The organism is Pseudoselenomonas caprae, assembly GCF_008271345.1.
In the GTDB taxonomy this organism is placed as follows: Bacteria; Bacillota; Negativicutes; order Selenomonadales; family Selenomonadaceae; genus Selenomonas_A; species Selenomonas_A caprae.
In genome coordinates this window covers 1-20,729 of the sequence record NZ_VTOZ01000012.1, presented here as the reverse complement: position 1 = coordinate 20,729, position 20,729 = coordinate 1, and the positions used below count along the sequence as shown (strand labels likewise).

Annotated in this window: 15 protein-coding genes and 5 tRNA genes; 4 read left to right on the top strand and 16 right to left on the bottom strand. The window is 55.1% G+C overall.

Annotated elements, in window-relative coordinates:
* Window positions 1-125: 125 nt before the first annotated feature.
* Together FZ041_RS06975 and pdxR are read right to left on the bottom strand one after the other, a co-directional pair.
* The gene (locus FZ041_RS06975) at window positions 126-1,634 is read right to left on the bottom strand and encodes a methyl-accepting chemotaxis protein (RefSeq protein WP_222931145.1); all 1,509 of its coding nucleotides are present in this window, start codon (window positions 1,632-1,634) and stop codon (window positions 126-128) included.
* A gap of 305 nt (window positions 1,635-1,939) precedes the next feature.
* Window positions 1,940-3,352: a MocR-like pyridoxine biosynthesis transcription factor PdxR gene (gene pdxR, locus FZ041_RS06970; RefSeq protein WP_255449288.1), complete on the bottom strand. Its 1,413-nt coding sequence runs from the start codon at window positions 3,350-3,352 to the stop codon at window positions 1,940-1,942.
* Between the two features lie 105 nt (window positions 3,353-3,457).
* Here pdxR and FZ041_RS06965 point away from each other — a divergent pair, with 105 nt between their 5' ends.
* On the top strand, window positions 3,458-3,988 hold the full coding sequence (locus FZ041_RS06965) for an ECF transporter S component (RefSeq protein WP_255449287.1): 531 nt from the start codon (window positions 3,458-3,460) through the stop codon (window positions 3,986-3,988).
* A 96-nt stretch (window positions 3,989-4,084) separates the two neighbouring features.
* Here the strand turns inward: FZ041_RS06965 and FZ041_RS06960 are convergent, their stop codons facing one another.
* On the bottom strand, window positions 4,085-5,683 hold the full coding sequence (locus tag FZ041_RS06960) for a ribonuclease J (RefSeq protein WP_255449286.1): 1,599 nt from the start codon (window positions 5,681-5,683) through the stop codon (window positions 4,085-4,087).
* A gap of 361 nt (window positions 5,684-6,044) precedes the next feature.
* On the opposite strand from FZ041_RS06960, the gene dcuC reads away from it, so the two are divergent.
* Complete coding sequence (dcuC, locus tag FZ041_RS06955; protein WP_149189053.1) at window positions 6,045-7,319, top strand: C4-dicarboxylate transporter DcuC; 1,275 nt, start codon at window positions 6,045-6,047, stop codon at window positions 7,317-7,319.
* Between the two features lie 40 nt (window positions 7,320-7,359).
* Window positions 7,360-8,493 (top strand): M20/M25/M40 family metallo-hydrolase, encoded by a 1,134-nt coding sequence (locus tag FZ041_RS06950; protein WP_149189107.1) that lies wholly within the window; start codon window positions 7,360-7,362, stop codon window positions 8,491-8,493.
* Between the two features lie 64 nt (window positions 8,494-8,557).
* On the opposite strand, the gene FZ041_RS06945 is transcribed toward FZ041_RS06950, so the two are convergent.
* Window positions 8,558-9,955 carry a cache domain-containing protein gene (locus tag FZ041_RS06945; RefSeq protein ID WP_149189052.1) on the bottom strand — a complete coding sequence of 466 codons (1,398 nt, stop codon included), beginning with the start codon at window positions 9,953-9,955 and terminating at the stop codon, window positions 8,558-8,560.
* A 167-nt stretch (window positions 9,956-10,122) separates the two neighbouring features.
* On the opposite strand from FZ041_RS06945, the gene FZ041_RS06940 reads away from it, so the two are divergent.
* The gene (locus tag FZ041_RS06940; protein ID WP_149189051.1) at window positions 10,123-10,872 is read left to right on the top strand and encodes a sulfite exporter TauE/SafE family protein; all 750 of its coding nucleotides are present in this window, start codon (window positions 10,123-10,125) and stop codon (window positions 10,870-10,872) included.
* Window positions 10,873-10,921: 49 nt separating this feature from the next.
* Here the strand turns inward: FZ041_RS06940 and FZ041_RS06935 are convergent, their stop codons facing one another.
* The 12 genes from FZ041_RS06935 to FZ041_RS06880 form a co-directional block, all read right to left on the bottom strand.
* Window positions 10,922-11,725, bottom strand: a complete 804-nt coding sequence (locus FZ041_RS06935) for a class I SAM-dependent methyltransferase (protein ID WP_149189050.1) — start codon at window positions 11,723-11,725, stop codon at window positions 10,922-10,924.
* 14 nt (window positions 11,726-11,739) lie between these two features.
* Window positions 11,740-13,731 carry a DNA mismatch repair endonuclease MutL gene (gene mutL, locus FZ041_RS06930; protein WP_149189049.1) on the bottom strand — a complete coding sequence of 664 codons (1,992 nt, stop codon included), beginning with the start codon at window positions 13,729-13,731 and terminating at the stop codon, window positions 11,740-11,742.
* Window positions 13,728-16,325 carry a DNA mismatch repair protein MutS gene (mutS, locus tag FZ041_RS06925; protein WP_149189048.1) on the bottom strand — a complete coding sequence of 866 codons (2,598 nt, stop codon included), beginning with the start codon at window positions 16,323-16,325 and terminating at the stop codon, window positions 13,728-13,730. Before mutS ends, mutL begins: the two co-directional genes overlap by 4 nt.
* Before the next feature lie 18 nt (window positions 16,326-16,343).
* Complete coding sequence (gene miaB, locus FZ041_RS06920) at window positions 16,344-17,651, bottom strand: tRNA (N6-isopentenyl adenosine(37)-C2)-methylthiotransferase MiaB (protein ID WP_149189047.1); 1,308 nt, start codon at window positions 17,649-17,651, stop codon at window positions 16,344-16,346.
* A gap of 16 nt (window positions 17,652-17,667) precedes the next feature.
* Window positions 17,668-18,588: a hypothetical protein gene (locus FZ041_RS06915; protein ID WP_149189046.1), complete on the bottom strand. Its 921-nt coding sequence runs from the start codon at window positions 18,586-18,588 to the stop codon at window positions 17,668-17,670.
* A gap of 143 nt (window positions 18,589-18,731) precedes the next feature.
* Window positions 18,732-19,583, bottom strand: coding sequence for an RsiV family protein (locus FZ041_RS06910; RefSeq protein WP_173372680.1), 852 nt, complete (start codon window positions 19,581-19,583; stop codon window positions 18,732-18,734).
* Between the two features lie 129 nt (window positions 19,584-19,712).
* Window positions 19,713-19,786 (bottom strand) — tRNA-Cys (locus FZ041_RS06905).
* 8 nt (window positions 19,787-19,794) lie between these two features.
* Window positions 19,795-19,869, bottom strand: a tRNA-Gly gene (locus tag FZ041_RS06900).
* Window positions 19,870-19,883: 14 nt separating this feature from the next.
* Window positions 19,884-19,957: transfer RNA gene (locus FZ041_RS06895), tRNA-Cys, on the bottom strand.
* A gap of 7 nt (window positions 19,958-19,964) precedes the next feature.
* Window positions 19,965-20,039, bottom strand: a tRNA-Gly gene (locus tag FZ041_RS06890).
* A gap of 4 nt (window positions 20,040-20,043) precedes the next feature.
* Window positions 20,044-20,120, bottom strand: a tRNA-Asp gene (locus FZ041_RS06885).
* 99 nt (window positions 20,121-20,219) lie between these two features.
* Window positions 20,220-20,687, bottom strand: a complete 468-nt coding sequence (locus FZ041_RS06880) for a hypothetical protein (RefSeq protein WP_149189044.1) — start codon at window positions 20,685-20,687, stop codon at window positions 20,220-20,222.
* Window positions 20,688-20,729: the final 42 nt, after the last annotated feature.

Here is a 20,729-nt window from a genome sequence, read left to right as displayed (position 1 = left end):
ATTAAATCTTTCATTAAATCTTCGTTCTCATATCAGTGACTACTAGTATAACACAAAATGAGCATAGCCGTATCGGTCTATGCTCATTTTAGACTGGATTAAAATGTTATGTCCTTTATTCCTTCTCAAATCTTGAACTTCCGCACTTCATTGCTTAAGAGCTCCGCCTGACGGCTTAATTCTTCACTAGCCGAGGCGCTTTCTTCGCTGGTAGCGGAATTGGCCTGTACCACTTGGGAAACCTGCAATACCCCCTGATTAATCTGCTCAATGGCTAAGCTCTGTTCCTTCGAGGCCTTGGCAATGGATTCGACCAGATCAGCCACCTCCGTTACATTGTCCACGATGGTCTTCAGTTTCTCAGCTGCTTGGTGCGCGGACGCCTGTCCATTGTCGACTTTGGCAATGGAATTTTCAATTAGCTCTGTGGTCTCTTTGGCTGCCTTGGCGCTGCGTGCCGCCAGATTGCGGACCTCCTCGGCCACCACCGCAAAGCCCTTGCCATGCTGCCCTGCCCGGGCAGCTTCCACCGCGGCATTGAGCGCCAAGATATTTGTCTGGAATGCGATTTCGTCAATGACTTTGATTATCTTCGAAATATCATCGGAGGAAGTATTAATCTCCTCCATGGCCTGCAGCATGCGCATCATATCATCATTGCCAGCTTCCGCATTAGTGCGGGTAACAACGGTGATACTATTGGCCCGCTCAGCATTCTCGGCATTGCTTTTCGTCTGGGAAGAGATCTCAGCAATCGAGGCAGACAGCTCTTCCACGGAGGAAGCCTGCTGCGCTGCTCCCTGAGAAAGAACCATACTCGAATCAGAAATATTCTTGGCCCCACCGGCCACCTGCTCCGCAGAAGAAGCAATGTTTTCCATGATAGCCTTCATTGCCTTCTTCATCCGATTGGTATCCTGACCAAGCTTTGAAATTTCATCGTTTCCCTTCAGTTCAATATCCCGACCGCTCAAATCACCGCTAGCAATCGCCGCTAAGGTCTTTTGCACTTCGAGGATGCGCATCATTTGCTTGGTGATAATCCCAGTTGCCAGGACTCCCATAATCATCACCAGCACGAGAATCGTAAGAATCATATTGCGGACAAAACGATGCTGGACTTCGATTACCGGCGCACTTGGTGCACCGACAAAGAACATGCCAATTCTTTCTCCACTCTCGGAAACAATGGGCAAATAGCAAGTAAAGTAGGGCACCCCAAGCACGTCCGTCTCAACGGCCAAGGTCTCGCCCCGGCCGATTACCGCCTCGACCACCTTGTCTCCCGCCTGAGTTCCCACGGCGCGGCTGCCCTCTTGTTTGATGGTTGTCGAAACCCGCATATTGCCACGGAAAATGGTTATCGCATCATCACCAGCAATGCCGTCAATACCGTCTGTCAAGTCTTCCATGAGCATATCGCCCTTGTACAGCCTGCCATCTTTGATCTGCCAATTTCCCGGATATTGTTTGTCCAGCAGCAAGTTAAGATGCCTGGCATCATCAGATACCTTGCCAATATACACAGCGGAAAAGGCATCATCGGCATTCTTGTAGGCCAGGATACCAACGCAGAGGCATGCGAACGCGATACATACGTTCAGGAATAATACTGTCTTCTTTTTCAGATCCATCTTATACCTCCCTGTCTCAGCCCGTTGGGCATACTTAATCTGATATTTGCCGAGCAGAACCATATTATGTTGCAATATTCGTCATCAGACGAAGGGTTTCCTGCGTAGAAATACCTGTGGCGCATATTATTTCACAGTCTTTTTTCAAACACAAAAAGCCTTCCCCCATCGGAGAAGGCTCAAGCCCCAGACGATCATATAGCAAGCAAAGATTTTTCCTCCATGCTTCGCATTCCCTCTGCGAGGATCATTATACCAAAGGCCCAGTATAACCTTGCGATGATCTGCCGCAGGATATCCTGTATTCATTCCACACACCGCAACAAACGCTGGACTGCGTCCTCGAGTACATCATCGGTCACCCCCGAGTAGTTGAGGACGAAGAGGTGCTGGCAGTGCTCGGGGCTGCCCTCGTAGTAGTCGGCCAGCGGACGCAGGCGGATGCCTTGGGCCGCAAGCTTTGCCCCAAAGGCCGCATCGCTTTCGCTCAACGCGAGCCGCAACAGGAAGTGCAGGCCCGAGCCGTGCTCGATGATCGTCAGCCTGCCTGCTGCCGCCGGTGCTTTCAGCAGGGCCAGCAGGCGTTCGCGCTTGCGGCGGTAGAAATTGCGCATGCGGTTGATGTGCTTCTCAAAGTAACCATCCTGGATGAAGCGCGCCAGCGTATACTGCTCGAAATTCGACACGGTGCAGCTGTAGAAGCCGAGCTTTTCCCTAAACGGCGCTACAAGCTCCTTCGGCAGCACCATGTAGCTGATGCGGATGGTCGGCGTCAGGCTTTTCGAGAAGGTGTTCATGTAGATGACACGGTCGCTGACATCGATGCCCATCATCGTCGGGATGGGCCGGCCAGTCAGTCGGAATTCGCTGTCATAGTCATCCTCGATGATGTAGCGATCCGGTGCCGCCGCAGCCCAGCCCAGCAGCTCGTAGCGGCGGCTCACCGGCATGATGATCCCCGTCGGGAAATGATGCGAAGGGCTGATATGCAGGATCTGCGCCTTCTGACGGTTCAATTCCGCCGGACGCACCCCCTGCGCATCCATGTCAGCCAGCACGCAGTCGGCACCACTGGCCGTATAGATCTGCCGGATGCGGTCGTAGCCGGGATTCTCCACGCAGAAACGCCGGTCGCGGCCGAAAAACTGTACGAGCAGATTGTAAAGGTACTCCGTCCCCGCACCGATGACAATCTGCTCCGGCTGCACCGTAAGCCCCCGGAAGCTGTGCAGGTGCTCGGCGATCGCCTGCCGCAGGAGCGGCACGCCAAAGGACGCCGACCGCTCCAGCAGCGCATCGGCATCTTCGTTCACCACCTTGCGCAGCAGCCTTGTCCACAGGTCGAACGGAAAGAGTTTTGTCGGGACGCTGTTGGCCGAAAAATCTGCCAGCCACTCTTTTCTGACCGTTGACCGGTCAACGGCCTGCCGCGCAGGCGGGAGGGGCGGCGGCACCTGCTCCTGGGGCGCGACATTCGTCACAAAAAAACCACGCCGCGGCGCGGACTGGCAATAACCTTCAGCGGTCAACTGGCCATAAGCACCTTCGACGGTGATCGTGCTGACACCGAGATTCCGTGCCAGTGCCCGCTTCGACGGCAGCTTTTCCCCTGCCCGCAAGCGCCCGGACAGGATATCGTCGCGGATGCAGGCATAGAGGTACTCATAGAGCGGCTTATCCCCCGCCTGTTCAAACGAATAGGTCAACAATCTTCTCATCCTCTTCTATCTGACATGTTTTTCTGTTTTACTTTGATTCTTTTACCATAGCCAGATTCAGTATACAATAGACCCATACCATTTACAAGAAAGAGGTTGAAGTTTATGTCGATGAACACCATATCCGTACAAACGATCCGCACCGGAAAGACACACTGGAGTGCACGTGAGCTCTGCCTGGCAGCCGTCATGACGGCCGTCGTCTTCCTCGCGACCTTCGTGCCGCGCATCCCGATTCCCCTCGGCTATGCCCACCTCGGCGATGCCGCCATCTTCCTGCTGGTGCTGCTGCTGCCCAGCCGCCCGGCACTCCTGGCCGCCTGCCTGGGCTCGGCCCTCTCTGACCTGCTCGGTGGCTTTGCCCTTTGGATCCTGCCGACGCTGCTGATAAAATTCGTCATGGGCTATCTTGTCCTGAAACTGGCACAGAAGGACAGCAGCATCCCGCGCACAGCCATAGCCTTCCTGCTTGCCAGCCTCTGGATGACCGCCGGCTACACGCTGTTCGGTGCCCTGCTCTACGCCAGTCTCAGCGCCGGCCTCGCCTCTGCTCCGGGCCTGTTCCTCGAAGGTCTCATCAACTCGGGCGCAGCGCTGCTCCTGCTGCCTGTCCTGCGCCGCAATATCCACCTTTGATCTGCCTTTCACCCGAGATACGAAAAAGGCTGCGAGAAGATAATGCAATCTTCTCGCAGCCTTTTCTTATGCACGAGCTACCTTGCGGCAGATACTTTAGATTTCCATGATGATCGGCAGGATCATCGGACGGCGGCGCGTCTTCTCGAAGAGATAGCGGCCAAGCGCATCGCGGACATTGGACTTGATAGCGGCCCACTCCTTGACGCCTTCGTCCTCACAGCGGTCGAGGGCCTGCTCGACGCGGGCTCTGGCCTCATCCATCAGCGCCTCCGACTCGCGGACATAGACAAAGCCGCGGGAGACGATATCGGGGCCGGCCACGACCGTATTGCTGGCCTTATCCATAGTGACAACGACGATCAGGATGCCGTCCTGGGACAGCTGACGGCGGTCACGCAGGACGATGTTGCCAACATCGCCGACGCCCAGTCCATCGACCATGACCATGCCAGCCGTCACCTTGCCAGCCACCGTACCCTTGTCGCGCGTGAACTCGAAGATCGTACCGTTCTCGCCCATGAAGATATGGTCCTTGGGCATGCCCAGCTCCTGCGCGAGCTTCGCATGCTGGACGAGATGGTGGTACTCGCCATGGACCGGAATGAAGAACTTCGGCCGCACGAGGTTGTGCATGAGCTTGAGCTCTTCCTGGCTCGCATGGCCCGATACATGGACGCCCTTATCGCGGCCATAGACCACGTTCGCACCCAGACGCAGCAGATTGTCGATCGTCTTGGAAACGAGCTTTTCGTTGCCCGGGATCGGCGTAGCCGAGATGATGACCGTATCGTTCGGCGCAATCGTGACCTTGCGATGGTCCGACATCGCCATACGCGTCAGCGCCGACATCGGCTCACCCTGGCTGCCCGTCGTCACGATGACAAGCTGCTCTGCGCGGAAGTTATTGATTTCATCGATATCGATGAGCGTCCCCTCGGGGCATGTGATATAGCCAAGCTCCAGCGAGATATTGACGACATTGACCATGCTGCGGCCCAATACGGCAACCCGGCGCTTATAGCGCACAGCCGTATCGATGACCTGCTGGATGCGATGGACATTCGATGAGAAGGTCGCGACGATGATGCGGCCGCGGGCATTGTGGAACGCCTTGTCAAACGAAGCACCTACCGTGCTCTCGCTCGGCGTATGGCCTGCGCGCTCGGAATTCGTCGAATCCGCCATCATGACCAGGACACCCTTGTTGCCAAGATCCGAGAAACGGCGGAAGTCCGTCATCTTGCCATCGATTGGCGTGTAGTCAAGCTTGAAGTCGCCCGTGTGGACAATCATGCCGACCGGCGTCTTGATGGACAGTCCCACAGCATCGGGAATTGAATGATTGACACGAATGAAACCAACGCTGAAGCAGCCGACATTGATGATATCGCCCTGCATAACGGAATGCAGATTACTCGAATCAACGCCATTTTCCTTGAGACGTCCCTCAAGGATGCCCAACGTCAAACGCGTACCATAGACCGGTACATTGATCTGTTTGAGAACATACGGCAGCGCGCCGATGTGATCCTCATGGCCATGCGTCAGGACAATCGCCTTGATTTTCTCACGATTCTCCAGCAGGTAGCTGATATCCGGGATAACAAGATCGATACCCAGCATATCCTCTTCCGGGAACATCAGGCCCGAGTCAATCACGAGGATTTCGTCATCCACGCGAATAACCGTCATGTTCTTACCAATTTCCCCTAGTCCACCCAGAGGAATAATCTGTAGTTTTTGTGCTCCTTTAGCCAAAAAATACACCTCCAACTATTTAATTTATATCCTATTGCGTATGAAGCAATTATCGTCCGAACAAAAAATAAAAAAAGTTTATAACGCTTATCCGATCAAATCATTCTTTTCTATTTTAGCATCACGGCTAAGATATTGCAACCGAAAAAGCAGAACAGCATTACACTATTACATAATCCCGCAAGCATATGTCCACGAATCAAGCGCATAGATATTATCCTGTGGTATTGTTGGATAAATATTATTAATGTATAATTGACTTGTCAAAAAACTATTATTGTTTGGAGGTTTTATTATGTTGATTGCTGGAGGTATTCTGGTAATTCTCACCTTCGTACTCATCGTCAAAAAGTACGAAGCCCGTCTGGTGCTGTTCAGCGCCGGTCTCATCATGTGTCTGATTGGCGGTTTGCCTGGAGATGTCATGAAAGCCTTTACGAAGGCCATGGTCAATAACTCGCTGGTACCGACGATCTGTACGGTCATGGGTTTCTCCTATGTCATGAAACTCACGCAGTGCGACCAGCACCTCGTCCAGTCCATATCGGGTATCCTCAAGCGCGGCCGCGCCCTGCTCGTGCCGCTGTCGTTCCTGCTGACCTGGTGGATCAGTCTCGCGATTCCCTCAGCTTCTGGCTGCTCGGCTGCCGTCGGCAGTATCCTGATCCCGACACTTATCGCAGCTGGTGTCCATCCTGCCATGGCTGCTGCCACGGTGCTTGCCGGTACCTGGGGCAGTGCCATCAGCCCGGGCAACGCCCATAACCCATTCGTAGCCGACCTTGCCGGCACCGATATGATGACTGTCATCCTCAATGAGACCCCGGCATCGATTGCCGCATCGATTGCCTGCATCGCCGTCATGACGGCCTATGCCTTCTTCTTCCACGAAGGCGCCTCTGCCGAACGCAGCAAGGCATATCAGCAGAAAATCGCTGCCGAAGAGCACCTGCAGCTGAGCACCTTCAAGGTCAATCCGCTGCGTGCTCTCGTTCCGATTGTCCCGCTGTTCCTGTTGATCCTCGGCTCGAAACAGGTTGCTGTGCTGCCGGAAATCAGTGTGCCGCTGTCGATGCTTATCGGCGTGGCGCTCGGCCTTATCGTCACCTGGTCGGATGCGCAGGAAGTCTGCCGCAATTTCTTCAAAGGTATGGGCAGTGCGTATAGCGATGTCATCGGCCTTATTGTCTGCGCCAGCGTATTCACGACAGGCATGACAGCCATCGGCCTTACGGGAGCGCTCACCGATCTCATGAAAGGCTCAGAGTCGATTGCTGCTGCCGCTGGTACATTTGGCCCCTTCTTCATCGCCGTCATCTCCGGCTCGGGCGATGCCGCTGCCTTTGCCTTCAATGGTGCGGTAACGCCATATGCTGAGCAGTTCGGCATGAGCATCATGGATCTTGGTTCACTGGCCCAGATTGCCGGTGCTATGGGCCGCTCCATGTCCCCGGTTGCCGGTGCCGCTATCATCTGCGCCGGCCTTGCCCATGTAAATCCGATTGAAGTATCCAAACGCAATGCACTGCCCTGCCTGGCCGCTGCCATTGTGCTGATGATCCTGCTCTAAGGCAGTTTCTCTTAGAAAGGAAGTCTTTTTCATGTCTGACCTGATCAATGAAGCCCGCGTACTTGACGAATTCCTCGAACTCGTGCAAGTCCGCTGCTCTACCCGCAACGAACGCGAAATCGGCGATATTTTAACCAAACGCCTGACAGCGCTCGGCGGCATCGTCCATGAGGATAACGCTGGCGAAAAACTCGGCGGTAATTGCGGCAATCTCGTAGCTGATTTCCCAGCTTCGGATGCGGCGCACAACGATTTACCGACTATCATGCTGACCGCCCATATGGACTGCGTCGAGCCCTGTGGCGGCGTGCATCCGATTCGCGAAAACGGCATCATCCGTTCCGATGGCACGACAATCCTCGGCGGCGATGACAAAGCCGGCGTCACGGCCATCCTTGAAACTTTGCGCCAGCTGCGCGAGCAAAACCTGCCGCATGGCCCCTTGCAGATTGTCTTTACGATTGCCGAGGAAAATGGTGTCCACGGTTCCCAGAATCTTGACACCAGCCTGTTGCATGCCGATTTTGGCTACACCCTCGACACCCATAACCATCCGGGCTGCATGACCTTCATGGCCCCGGGCAAGAACCAGCTGCATATCCATATCCAGGGCAAGGCCGCGCATGCCGGTGTTGCGCCAGAATCTGGCAACAATGCCATCATCGCCGCGGGCAAGCTGCTGGCCGATGCCCCCCAGGGCCGCATCGACGAGGAGACCACCTGCAACGTGGGCAGGATTGCCGGCGGCAGTGCCACCAACGTCGTTGCCGATACCTGTGACATCTACTACGAGAGCCGCAGCCGCAACAAGGCCAAGCTCGACAAGATCACGCAGGATATCATCGACCACTTCACCCAAGGGGCAGCCGCCACGGGCTGCCAGATCACCGCCGAGGTAAGTCCGGACTACGGCCCCTACGAGCTCGCTAAGGACTGCCCCGCCATAAAGCTTGCCAGCCAGGCTGCCCAAAAACTCGGTTTCCCGGTGCAGCTTGAAGAATCCGGCGGCGGCTCCGATGCCAACCACTTCAACACCTATGGAGTACCGACCGTCGTCCTTGCCGTCGGCATGGAAAACTGCCACACCAAGGAAGAATACATCGCAGAAAAAGACCTCTACGACGCCGCCCGCTGGGCTTTGCAGATTGTCGTGGAAGGTGCCTCGCTAAAGTAAATTGTTTTATTCCATAAAAATCCCCGTTGACGTTCTTGTCAACGGGGATTCGTTTTATAAGCCATTAGCCAACAGTATCCTCTTGGCTCTTTTCCTCCTGATAGACGCGGTAGCAGGAACGGCCACAGGCCTTGGCCTCATAGAGGGCTTCATCGCTGTGGCTCATGAGCACCTCGATGGGCACCGGCCGGTCCTCTGCATAGGCAATGCCCGCACTCACGGTCAAGCCCTGCAGACCCTCATCCAGCTGGTAGACAGCGATCAGCTGGCGCATGAAGGCCTGCAGCCGCCCTTCGAGGGTCCCATGGTCTACCCGCCCCGTGAGCACCACGAGGAATTCATCGCCGCCCATGCGGACATTCAAGGCATCGGCGAACTGGCTCTTCAAGACCTCAGCCAGGATCAGAAGTGCCGCGTCGCCTGTCTGATGGCCAAAATTGTCGTTGACCTCCTTGAAGTGATCGAGATCGAGTGAAATCAGCGTGAACATGGTATCGTCTGAACACTTCTGGATGAACTCCGTGAAATGACGGCGATTGGCAAGGCCTGTCAAGGCATCCCGCTGGGCCATGCGCAAGATGAGCTGCTGATTGTCGTAGAGCTTCTGATTCATCTCATTCATGGCGCGGCTCATGGCACCGAACTCATCGTCGCGCTTGGCAAGCGCCTCCATCTCTGCCTCGGTCTGGCTGTCCATCCTAAGCTTGCCATTGCCGAGTTCCCGCATGCGCTTCGTTGCCACCATGATCGGATAGGCCAGCCGCCGCCCGACAAAGATGGCCAGCAGCACAAACAGGATTTCCAGCAGGAGGAGGCCCGTGAGCGTGCGGATGACCTGCTCCTTCATATTCTGGACAAAAGCCTTCTCACGCAGGGCTACGCGACGGTCAATCTGATCAAGCCAGATTCCCGTGCCAATCACCCAATGATACGGCGCAAACTCCAGCGTGTAATAGCGTTTAGGCAAGGGCTCCGAAAAACCGGGCTTCGGGAACATGAAATCAGAAAAGCCGCCACCGAGCTTAGCCTGATGGATCATCTCGCGGATGAAGTAGCGCCCCTCGGGATCTTTGGCATCGATGCGCAGCTTGCCCTCGGCCTCTGTGCCCAGCAGCACGACATTTTTTCCTTGATCCGTATCGATGGTAAAATATCCCTTGCCGTTGTCGTAGCGCATATTGCGTACGAGGTCGGCCGCACGCTGCATGGCCTCTTCCTGTGTAAGCTCGCCGCGCACCTGCGCCTGATAGCAGTTTTCGATGACACTCAGCGCCGAGTGCGTCTGCCACTCAAGCTGCAGCTGGGCATTTTCTTCCATATCCTTGCGGAATTCCGCAATCAGACGGTTGTTTTCCTGCACAGCACCATAAATACCGCAGCTGCCTAAAAAAAGCATGGTAAAGAACGATATACCGATAAATATTGTCGTCAAACGAGATTGCATAGATTTGAACTTCAACATCGAAATCCTCCTGGCGAAAGAATTACACAGAAAGACACGAAAAACCGCAAATAATTACTGTAACTTTAGTCCCATTATACTCTCATTGAATCTGATAAGTCAAAAAGATTCCATATTCTGTAGTATAATGAAGATATATTACGCACAACAAGGCAGGTGTAGATTTTATGGAGACCTATCTTATAAGCCTTTCACTGCATATCGCGCCACTTTTCTGCGTCTTTCTCGCAGCTTTCCTGCAATCCATCACAGGGTTCGGTCTTGTCATCGTCGCAGCGCCGCTTTTGATGTTCTTCTACGATCCCAAGCTTGTCATCCCCATCATGATCCTGCTGGCCACCTGCGGCAACATCGCCCAGACCATCCTGCTGCATCGCGAATGCCAATGGAAAGTCATCGGCTGGCTGCTCTTAGGCGCTGTTATCGGACAACCGCTCGGCTACCAGATCTATGCAGCCATTCCCGCCCATTACCTCAAAATCCTCATCAGCTGCGTGGTTCTTGTCTCGCTTGCCATCATGCAGCTCAGGCAGCAGCAGATCCGTATCTGTCCGCGCAACACCATCCGCACAGGCATAGCCGCCGGCATCATGGCCATGACGACAGGTATGGCGGGGCCGCCCGTGGCCATGTATCTGGCAAGCACTGCAATGACCGCCCGCGAGCTGCGTGCCACCTCCATCGGTTTCTTTTTCTTCTCCAATCTGGTCTCGCTTGCGACGTTTGCACTTGGTGGCGTAAGCCTTACCCCCTGCCTGCACGAATTTATCTATCTGTTGCCAGGCCTGGCTTGCGGCATCCTGCTCGGACAGCTGACCTTCCGTTTCTTTCCCGTGCACATCATCAAGCGCATCATCTTCACGCTACTATACTTCACTTGTTTCTATACGATATACCGCGTGCTCATCACCATGTAAAAAACGGCTGCCCACAAGTAAGTCCTGTGGACAGCCGTTTTATGCTGACTTATTCTTCATCCAGCGCCATGACGCCGTAATGCACTTTGCTGTATTTGCCGCCTTCGATGCGCGTGAAGCCGAGCCGCGCAAATTCGCCGCTGCGGGCGTTTTCCTTGAACACGACGCGGTGACGAGCCACGCGGCGCGCCTCTTCGATATGCTCGGGGCTAAGCGCCGCGTGATTGGCCACGGTGCGCAGCGGCGTGAGGCTCGCGCTGTCCAGCAGCGGATGGCGGAACATCGGATCGAAGTAAACCACATCAACCGACTTGTCGGGCTGGCGTTTCAGATAGTCCAGCGAATCCGTGCAGACGGTCTTGACGCGGCGCATGGCTTCGATGATGCGCCAGGTATCGCCTTCAAAATGCGCCAGCCCGCGGCTCACGACGGCCTCGATAAGCGGCTGCGATTCCAGTCCTGTGACACTGCCCTCAGGACCGACGACGAAGCTGGCGACAATCGCGTCAGCACCAAACCCTAACGTGCCGTCAAGCACCGACATGCCTGGCTTTAGGTCCATGGCTTCAGCCATGCGGTCGCCATCGCCCTTGCGGATATTCTTGAGCCGCAGATGGGCCATGTTTGGATGGAAGAACAGCTCTCCCTGGGGCGTATCGAGCACCAGAAGATCCTGCTTGGCCACGAGCACGAAATCCACATGATAGCGTTCACGCACCTCATCGACCGAGAGCCGCTGGCGCGGTGCGTAGGCAATGCCGAGCTTATCCGCCGTTGCCTTGGCCAGCGCGATCGTCTCATCGTTCCATTTACGCGCCGTCGTAACCGCCGCTGCAAGTTGGTTATCTGTCATAATCTCTCCCTTTATCAAAAGCCAAACCCTGTCCGCTTGAACATCTTGGCTAAATCCTCGCTGGAAAATTTCAAGATTGTCGGCCGGCCATGGGGACAAGTATACGGAAACGGCGTATGCGAAAGCTCCTCCAGGAGAATCTGCATCTGCCGCAGATTGAGTTCCTCGCCGGCCTTGATAGCCGCCCGACAGGCCGTCGTCGCCAGGCAGTGCTGGCGGATTTCCTTGGCCGTCGTCTCGTGCATCTCGTTAAGTCCCGTAAGGATTTCGCGGATGATATCCTCGGCCTCGCTGACCGGCACATCAGCCGGCACTTCCATGAGGCGGTAATCCAAATCCCCTGCCGGCTCCATATGGAAACCGAGCTTTGCAAAAAGCTCCTTATTCTCCTCGACGAGGGCGGCTTCCTTGCGGTCAAAAGTCAGCAGCTGATGCACCAAAAGCTGCTGCGAAGGAATCCCATCAGCCATAGCCGACAATTTATCGAACAAGATGCGCTCATGGGCCGCATGCTGGTCGATAAGGTAGAGTCCCTTGGCGTCCTGCGCGATGATATAGGTAAGGTCAACCTGACCTATGGGGATAATCGTACCCTCGGCATCGAGCAAGGCCTGCGCCTCGCAGTCAGACTGCGGCGCAGCCGCCCCACCCTGCCCGGAATCTGACCAGTCAGCTTGACTTGTCAGATTTGACTTGTCAATTTGACTTGTCAATGTTGACTGGTCAGCTGCGCCAAAGTCCTTGGCACCTTCTGCCACCCTTTCCTGGGGCTCTGGCGCCGGATAATGGGTCTGCCGCGCCTGCCGGAGCTCGGCCTGGGCATCGGCAAAGCCAATCGACGGCTGGCTGGCTGGCCGGTGCACGGCCTCGTAAATCGTGCGCGGCGCACTGTCATGGCTGCGGTCTGCCGAAACCTGCCGTACTGGTTCCGTTGCCGGCACGAAGTGCATCGGCTCCATCGTATAGTTGGGCCGCGGCTTTTCGACAACCGCTGCAACTTCGCCAAGCCCGCGATCCGACGCCGGACGGATGGCGTCAAGCACCGCCTTGTAAACGGCCTTGAAGATAAGCCCCTCGTCCTCGAATTTCATCTCGCTCTTCTGCGGATGGACGTTGACGTCAATCGTGCGCTGCGGCACCTCGATCTTCAGCACCGCCAGCGGGAAGCCGCTTTTCGGGATCAAGGACTTATAGGCGTTGTCGATGGCCTTGGCAATCGCCCGGTTCTGGATGATGCGCCCATTGACGATATAGGTTTGCCAGCCGCGGCTACTCTTGAGCAGCGACGGTTTCGTGATATAGCCGCTGATTTTGACTTCTTCACTTTCCAGGCTCAATGCCAATAGCGAATCGGCGACATTTGCGCCATAGATGGCCTGTATCGTATCAAACAGATTGTCATTGCCTGGCGTCACAATCGATACCTTGTTGTTGTTGATGAAATGGAACTCGATATCGGGCCGCGACAAAGCGAGTTTTACGATAAAGTCGTTGATTTTCGAACCCTCGGTGTGGTTCGTCTTGAGGAATTTCTTGCGGGCCGGCGTGTTGAAAAATAAATCCTCTACCTTGATGGTCGTGCCTAGACCACAGCCGGTCTCGATGATATCGGGCGTCTTGCCGCCGCTGATATCGACACGCGTGCCGAGGTCATCGCCCTTTTGACGCGTGAGCATCGTAAAGCGCGAGACCGAGGCAATCGTCGGCAGGGCCTCGCCGCGAAAGCCCAGCGTGCCGATGGTATTGAGATCACCGACTTCGCGAATCTTACTCGTCGCATGGCGAAGGATGGCAAGTTTTGCATCCTCCATACTCATGCCCTTGCCGTTATCGGTAACGCGCATGAAGCTGGTGCCGCCGGCCATGATCTCGACTTCAATACGGTTTGCGCCAGCATCCATAGCATTTTCTATCAGCTCTTTGATGACCGACGCCGGCCGTTCTACCACCTCACCGGCAGCAATCTTGTTGATGGTGTTATCGTCCAAAACATGGATAAGACTCATGCCTGTCCAGCCTCCCTCTTTGCCTGCTCCTGCAGTTTGTAAAGTTCATTCATCGCCTCTAAGGGCGTCATCGTCATAACGTCCAGCGACAGCAAAGTGTCGCTCAAGCTGCTCGCAAACAGCGAGCCCATCATATCATCTGGTTCGGCAGCCTTTGACGAAGGTTTTGCGACCTGTGCCACGGCGGCAGCTGCTTCAGCGCCCTGCTCAGATTCCAGGGCAGCCAGGATGTCTTCCGCCCGTTTCGTCACGGCCTTGGGAAGTCCCGCCAGCCGCGCGACATGGATGCCGTACGACTTATCGGCTGAACCTGCGACAATGCGGCGCAGGAACGCCACCTGCGTGCCGCGCTCCTTGACGGCCACACAGAAATTCTTGACCTTATCGTCCTCGAGGTCCGTAAGCTCATGGTAATGGGTGGCAAACAGCGTCTTGGCATGGACCTTGCTTTCGATATGCTCGATGACGGCGCGGGCAATGCTCATGCCGTCAAAAGTACTGGTGCCGCGGCCGATCTCATCGAGAATCACGAGGCTGTCCTTGGTCGCATATTTCAGGATCTGCGCCACCTCATTCATCTCGACCATGAACGTACTCTGGCCGCTGACGAGGTCATCGCTGGCCCCGATGCGCGTAAAGATGCGGTCAACGGGCGAAATCGCTGCCTCGCGCGCGGGGATAAAGCTGCCGATCTGTGCCATCAATGTCAGCAGCGCCACCTGCCGCATGTAAGTAGACTTACCGGCCATGTTCGGGCCCGTAATCAGCATGATTTCGCAATCGTTATGGTTGAGCCGCGTATCGTTCGGCACGAAGAGATCCCGCGTCAAGATGCGCTCCACCAGCGGATGGCGGCCGTCCTTTATGTCGATGGCGCCATCATTTGTCATGCGCGGGCGCACATAGTTATGGGTACTTGCCGCCTCCGCAAGGCTCGTGAGCACATCGACAATCGCAATCTCGTGAGCCGTAGCCTGGATTTCCGTCAGCTGGCCCTTGATGGTCTCGCGGACTTCGGTGAACAGATTGTACTCAATCTGCACGATTTTTTCCTGTGCACCGAGGATTTTCGTCTCAAATTCCTTGAGCTCCTCGGTGATATAGCGCTCGGCATTGGCCAGAGTCTGCTTGCGAATGTAGCGGTCGGGCACGAGGTCGGTGCCGCTGTGGCGCACCTCGATATAGTAGCCGAAGACCTTGTTGTAGCCAATCTTCAGCGACTTGATGCCCGTCGCTTCCTTTTCGCGCTCCTCGATTTCCTGCAGCATGGCCTTGCTGTCATGGGCAATGCGGCGGTATTCGTCAAGCTCGGCATTGTAGCCGGATTTGATGATGCCACCCTCGCGCAGCGAAATGCCCGGCTCCTCGACAATCGATCGCTGCAAAAGGTCCACGAGCGCATCAAAGGACTGAATGCCCGCCTTGCACTCGGTAAGCACCTGCGACTTGACATTTGCCATATGCTGCTGGATGCCCGGCAGGCACATGAGTGAAATCTTCAGCGCGATAAGGTCGCGGGCATTGGCCGTGCCGACCTCAATGCGCGTGAGCAGCCGCTCGAAATCGTGGATTTCCTTGCAATCTGCCCGCAGGCCGCCGCGCAGGGCAAAATCCTGCGTGAGTTCCTCGACCGCATCGAGACGGCGGTTTATCGGCAATACATTCAACAGCGGATACTCCAGCCATTTTTTGAGCAGACGGCTGCCCATGGCCGTCTCGGTGAAGTCGAGCACATCAAGGAGCGTATCCTTCTTGCCGCCATCACGCAGATTGCGCGTGATTTCGAGATTGCGCAGCGTATACGTATCGATAACGAGATTCTCTGACGCATCAAGATAGGTGAGCTTGTTCAGATGGGTAAGATCCGTCATGACCGTTTCATGAAGGTAGTCCAGAAGCGTTGCGACAGCCTCCCGGGCCTCCTGATTATCGGGCCGCGTCGCCGCATCGAAATGCTGGATGATGCGGTCGTCAACGGCGCGCGAAATCTCCTCGCGCAGCGTATACGAACAATTCGGCAACCGTAAATCAGTAAACTCCTTAAGCGCGTCCATAAAGGACGGCTTGCCGACGACCAAGAGCTCCGGCATCGCAAGGCGGTAGAGCTCATCCAAGAGCATCTGCAGGCGGTTGCCCCCCGTGTAGATGCCATAGAAACACTCACCCGTCGAGATGTCAGCACCGGCCAGCACGATGTCCTCATTTTTTTCGTAGACCAGCGCGATGTAGTTGTTCTGCGCATCTTTGAGCGCCGACTCGGAGAGCACCGTGCCCGGCGTGATGATCTTGATGATTTCGCGCTTCGTGAGGCCCTTGGCCTTCGGGTCGCCAATCTGCTCAGCAATCGCCACCTTATAACCACGGCCCACGAGCTTATTGATATAGGTCTCCGCCGCATGATACGGTACGCCGCACATCGGCGCTTTATCTTTATTGCCGCTGCGGCTTGTAAGGGTCAGCCCCAGCTCCTTGGAGACAATCCGGGCATCATCAAAAAACATCTCGTAAAAATCGCCCAAGCGGAAGAACAAGATACTTCCGGGATTCTGCTCCTTCGTAGCCAGATACTGCTGCATCATCGGCGTAAGTTCCATGGATATACCTCCGGTCTATTAAACCCGCTCGCCCTTCAATACCCAGGTTTGCGGCTGTGTAATCTTGACATTGATGAAATCGCCCTCCTGCTCATCACCATGAGCAAACAGTACGATCTTATTCGTGCGCGTGCGGCCCGTCCAAGTGTCCGCATCGTTCTTGCTCGGCCCCTCGACCATGACTTCCAGCACCTTGTCCTGGAGCCCCTGATTGATTTCGAGGCTGATTTCATTCTGCAGGGCCATCAGCTGTTCGAGGCGCTGATGCTTGACCTTGTCGTCCACCTGATTTTCCATCGTCGCGGCCGGCGTCCCCGAACGCTTCGAGTAGATGAACGTATAAGCCGAATCATAGCGGATTTCCTTGAGGAACGCGAGCATCTCGGCAAAATCTTCCTCAGTCTCACCCGGGAAGCCAACGATAAGGTCTGTAGTCAACGAAGCATTCGGAATCTCCTGACGGATGCGGCGCACCAAATCCTTATAGCTTTCCACCGTATACACGCGGTTCATCGCTTTGAGCAGCTTGTTGCTGCCATACTGTACCGGCAGATGGATGTGCTCGCAGATATGCTCGCCGTCGCGAATTACCGCAATGACCTTATCGCTCAAATCCTTCGGATGCGACGTCATAAAGCGCACGCGCTCGATCCCCGGCACCTCGTCGACCATTTTCAAGAGATCGGCAAAGTCGGCCTGCTTATGGTCCTTACCATAGGAATTGACATTCTGGCCCAAGAGCGTGACTTCCTTATAGCCCTGGGCCACGGCCTCACGGACTTCCTGCACGACATCTTCGGGCAGACGGCTGCGCTCACGGCCGCGCACATAGGGAACGATGCAGTAGGTGCAGAAATTATTGCAGCCGTACATGATAGGTACCCAGGCCGAGAACTTGCCCCCGCGGGCCACCGGCACATCGTCGGGAAGCTCTGTCTCGCCCAGCTGCGTATCGACGATATGACCGCGCTCCCGCTCGATTTCCTGTACAACATGTGTCAGTTCATGGACCTTATTGGTACCAAGCACAAAGTCAATGTGCGGGGCGCGCTTGATGAGCCCGTCACTCTCCTTCTGGGCCATGCAGCCCGTGATGCCGAAGATCAGGTCCGGATTGGCCCGCTTCAAATGCTTGATTTCGCCGATCTTGCCATAGACCTTGTCCTCAGCCGTCTCACGCACGCAGCAGGTGTTCAGGAGGATGAGGTCTGCCCCCTCCATCTCTGCCACGCGCTCATAGCCGATGGTCCGCAGCTGGCCCTCCATGCGCTCCGCATCACTGATATTCATCTGGCATCCATAGACGCCAATAAAAGCCTTCTTCATGTAGCTAAACTTCTCCTTACTCTTCTTCGCTTGCAAACGCTTCCAGCCGCTTGGTCACCAAATCGATCCACTCGCCATGGAATCCGACCTCCATAAGCAGCTCGTCGAGGGTCTCGACCCGCGGCTGTTCCAGGAACATCAGCACGCGCTTCTTCTCGATATTCCGATAGATATAGTAGTCCTCCGGCAGCTGCCCCGGTGCGGGGAACACCACCGTGTATTCGTGGTACATCTTGTCATTCATCGACTCGAATACCGCCGTCGAACGGGCCGCATAGGCCTTCCACTCCTCCGGCAGCCCCTCGAGCAGCTGCTGCAGTTTCGCCTCGATGGCCGCGATCTCCTCGCGGTACTCGCGCAGGATTGCCGCTTCCGCTGCGGTGTCCTCCAGCATGACTGCACAGATGAAGTCACGCAGTGCCGCAAAATCCGTCAGATCGTACTGCAGGAACGCCTCCGGCTTCTCCACCTTGTCCAGCCAATCCGTCAAGGACTTCTCCATTGCCGCCCGGGCCTTGGCCACGACGAGCTCATCGGCCCGATGCAGCTGCTCGGAAAGGTTCACCACCTGCTGCTCAGGCGTCTCCCCCGTCAGGACTTGCTTGGCCGCGCAGGCACAGCAGAGCCCGACTGCCTCATTGGTGAACGGCGTGCCCGCCGTAAGCTGCCCCATAAACGGGAACTCCTTGCCCAGCGCATCATATACGCGCCGCTGCTGCGCCAGTTTCCCCTTGGAAAAATACGTCAGCGGGCGCGGGTTGTATCTGACATTCGTCACCTTGCCACAGGCCTCACAATGATATTCCTTGTCGACAAGCTTTACCGGAATATCCCGCTCCGGATTCGGCTTGAAGAACGCATAGGGAACGGTCTCCACGAAACAATAATTATAGACATTCAGCAGATTATCCGTAATCCGGGACGGTTCATTAGCCATTGGCGAACAACTCCTCATATCATTAATAAAACAATATTTAATTATATCAGTTCTCTCCCAGAATGAAAAGGGCACAAAAAAGCCGAAACGCATCCATTCTGCCGTTCCGGCTTATCGTCTCTATCCTATTTGCCGCGTACCTGTTACCCCTTCGCCATGATTCCGGTAAAGACGTATTGCGGGCAGAAGAACTCCGCATGTGTCTTATATGGCACAGTGACCACCATAGTCCCCATTGCATAGCTGCCGAGGGCATAATTGCCAAAGTACACCTTCATGCCGTCATTGTCGAGGCCAAACACCAAGGAATCACTGTCTATCATCTCCTGGATCAGCCGGATCGATTCGCTGCGCTCCGGCAATTGATCGCGATACTCCTGCTGGGCGATGGCTTCATCGGCAATGACAGCGGCAAAGCCTGCTGTTTTCTGCAAAACATCCGTAAGCTTCAAAACCTTGCCCGTGCGCGTATCAATTGTCACTGCGTCGTAATAGAGTGTTGGATGCGCCCCGCCGAAGTAACTGTACGCACTGCTGGCAAAACTGAAAACATGCGAGTCAGCCCGCAGCCCCATGAAGCTATTCTCGTAAGAAAACGGCGTGCTCGTATCAGCTGGCATCGCTTGCTTGCGCTGTTCATAGATGGATTGGAAATCCTGTTTCCAGTTCCGCAGCAGCTTATGCAACTGTGATTTTTTCTCCTTGGAGATACGCGTAAGCGTCTGCTGCAGCTGCGGATAATACTCTGCATATTTTCCCGAAAGCGTCACGGCATACGTCTTTGCTTCAATCATCAGCTTGCCATCCTGTTTGTCCCTAAGCGTTTCGGTCACGACCTCGGATGAATACGCCAGCGGCAGGCAAAACGGAGTCCTTGCCTCCTGCCCCTCCTCGCAAGCACTGGCCGTCATCTGCCAAGGGCTGTCCACGGCACTTGGCACAAATACAGTGCATAAGCCTGCCAGCAGCCCTGCCGCAATCATTCGCTTTTTCATAATCCTGCCTCCTTTACCGCACAGATAAACTTCGCTACATCTATTATATGATAATTTACAATTATTTGAAATCTTTTTCTGGCAATAAAAAAGCCTGAAAGATTCTCTTTCAGACCTGCTCATTTATTTTGGAGGCGACACTCAGAATCGAACTGAGGATAGAGGATTTGCAGTCCTCGGCCTTACCACTTGGCTATGTCGCCAAAAAAAATGGAGCGGAAAACGAGGCTCGAACTCGCGACCCCCACCTTGGCAAGGTGGTGCTCTACCACTGAGCTATTTCCGCATCAGATATAAAATTGGAGGCGACACTCAGAATCGAACTGAGGATAGAGGATTTGCAGTCCTCGGCCTTACCACTTGGCTATGTCGCCGAAAAAATGGAGCGGAAAACGAGGCTCGAACTCGCGACCCCCACCTTGGCAAGGTGGTGCTCTACCACTGAGCTATTTCCGCATAATGGCGACCCGAAGGGGACTTGAACCCCTGACCTCCGCCGTGACAGGGCGGCATTCTAACCAACTAAACTACCGGGCCGTTTTCATTTTGCCGCCGTATCTCTCAGCGACAAATATTATTATACGGATAAGGGTATGACTTGTCAACACCTAAAATGAAACTTTTTTGATTTTTTTCCTATTTGCCTACAATTTCCTGGATTTTGTTGAAGATCGAGCGGTCCATCTCGTCGACCGGACGCCATGGGCCATCGTCGTTGCGCGTCATAAGCTTTGCCCCATCCTGCTTGAACTCGACCTTAGACAACTTGCCAGCCTCACCATGGCGAAGCGATGCGGTCCACTGCGTTCCCGTCTTTGTCCCGGTCACTGAGCCTGCGACAATGTAGGTTTTCGTGCCCTCAAACGTCATCGCGACAACATCCTTGGCCGGCAGGTTCTGCTTCTTGGCCGCTGCCTCCTCGGCCTTGGCCTTCTCATCGCTCACAGCCTGCGGCTCCTTAGCCTGCTCCGCCGATGTGGCAGTGCTGTGCTCCACCTGCGCATTCTGCGCCGGCTGCGAACCATTCCACAGATAACCGCCAGCTGCCACAGCAGCAGCCACTACCACCCCAGCCAGCACATAAAGACGTTTCTTATCCTTCATTACCGGTTACACCTCATCATTTCTAAATTACTATTCCTATTA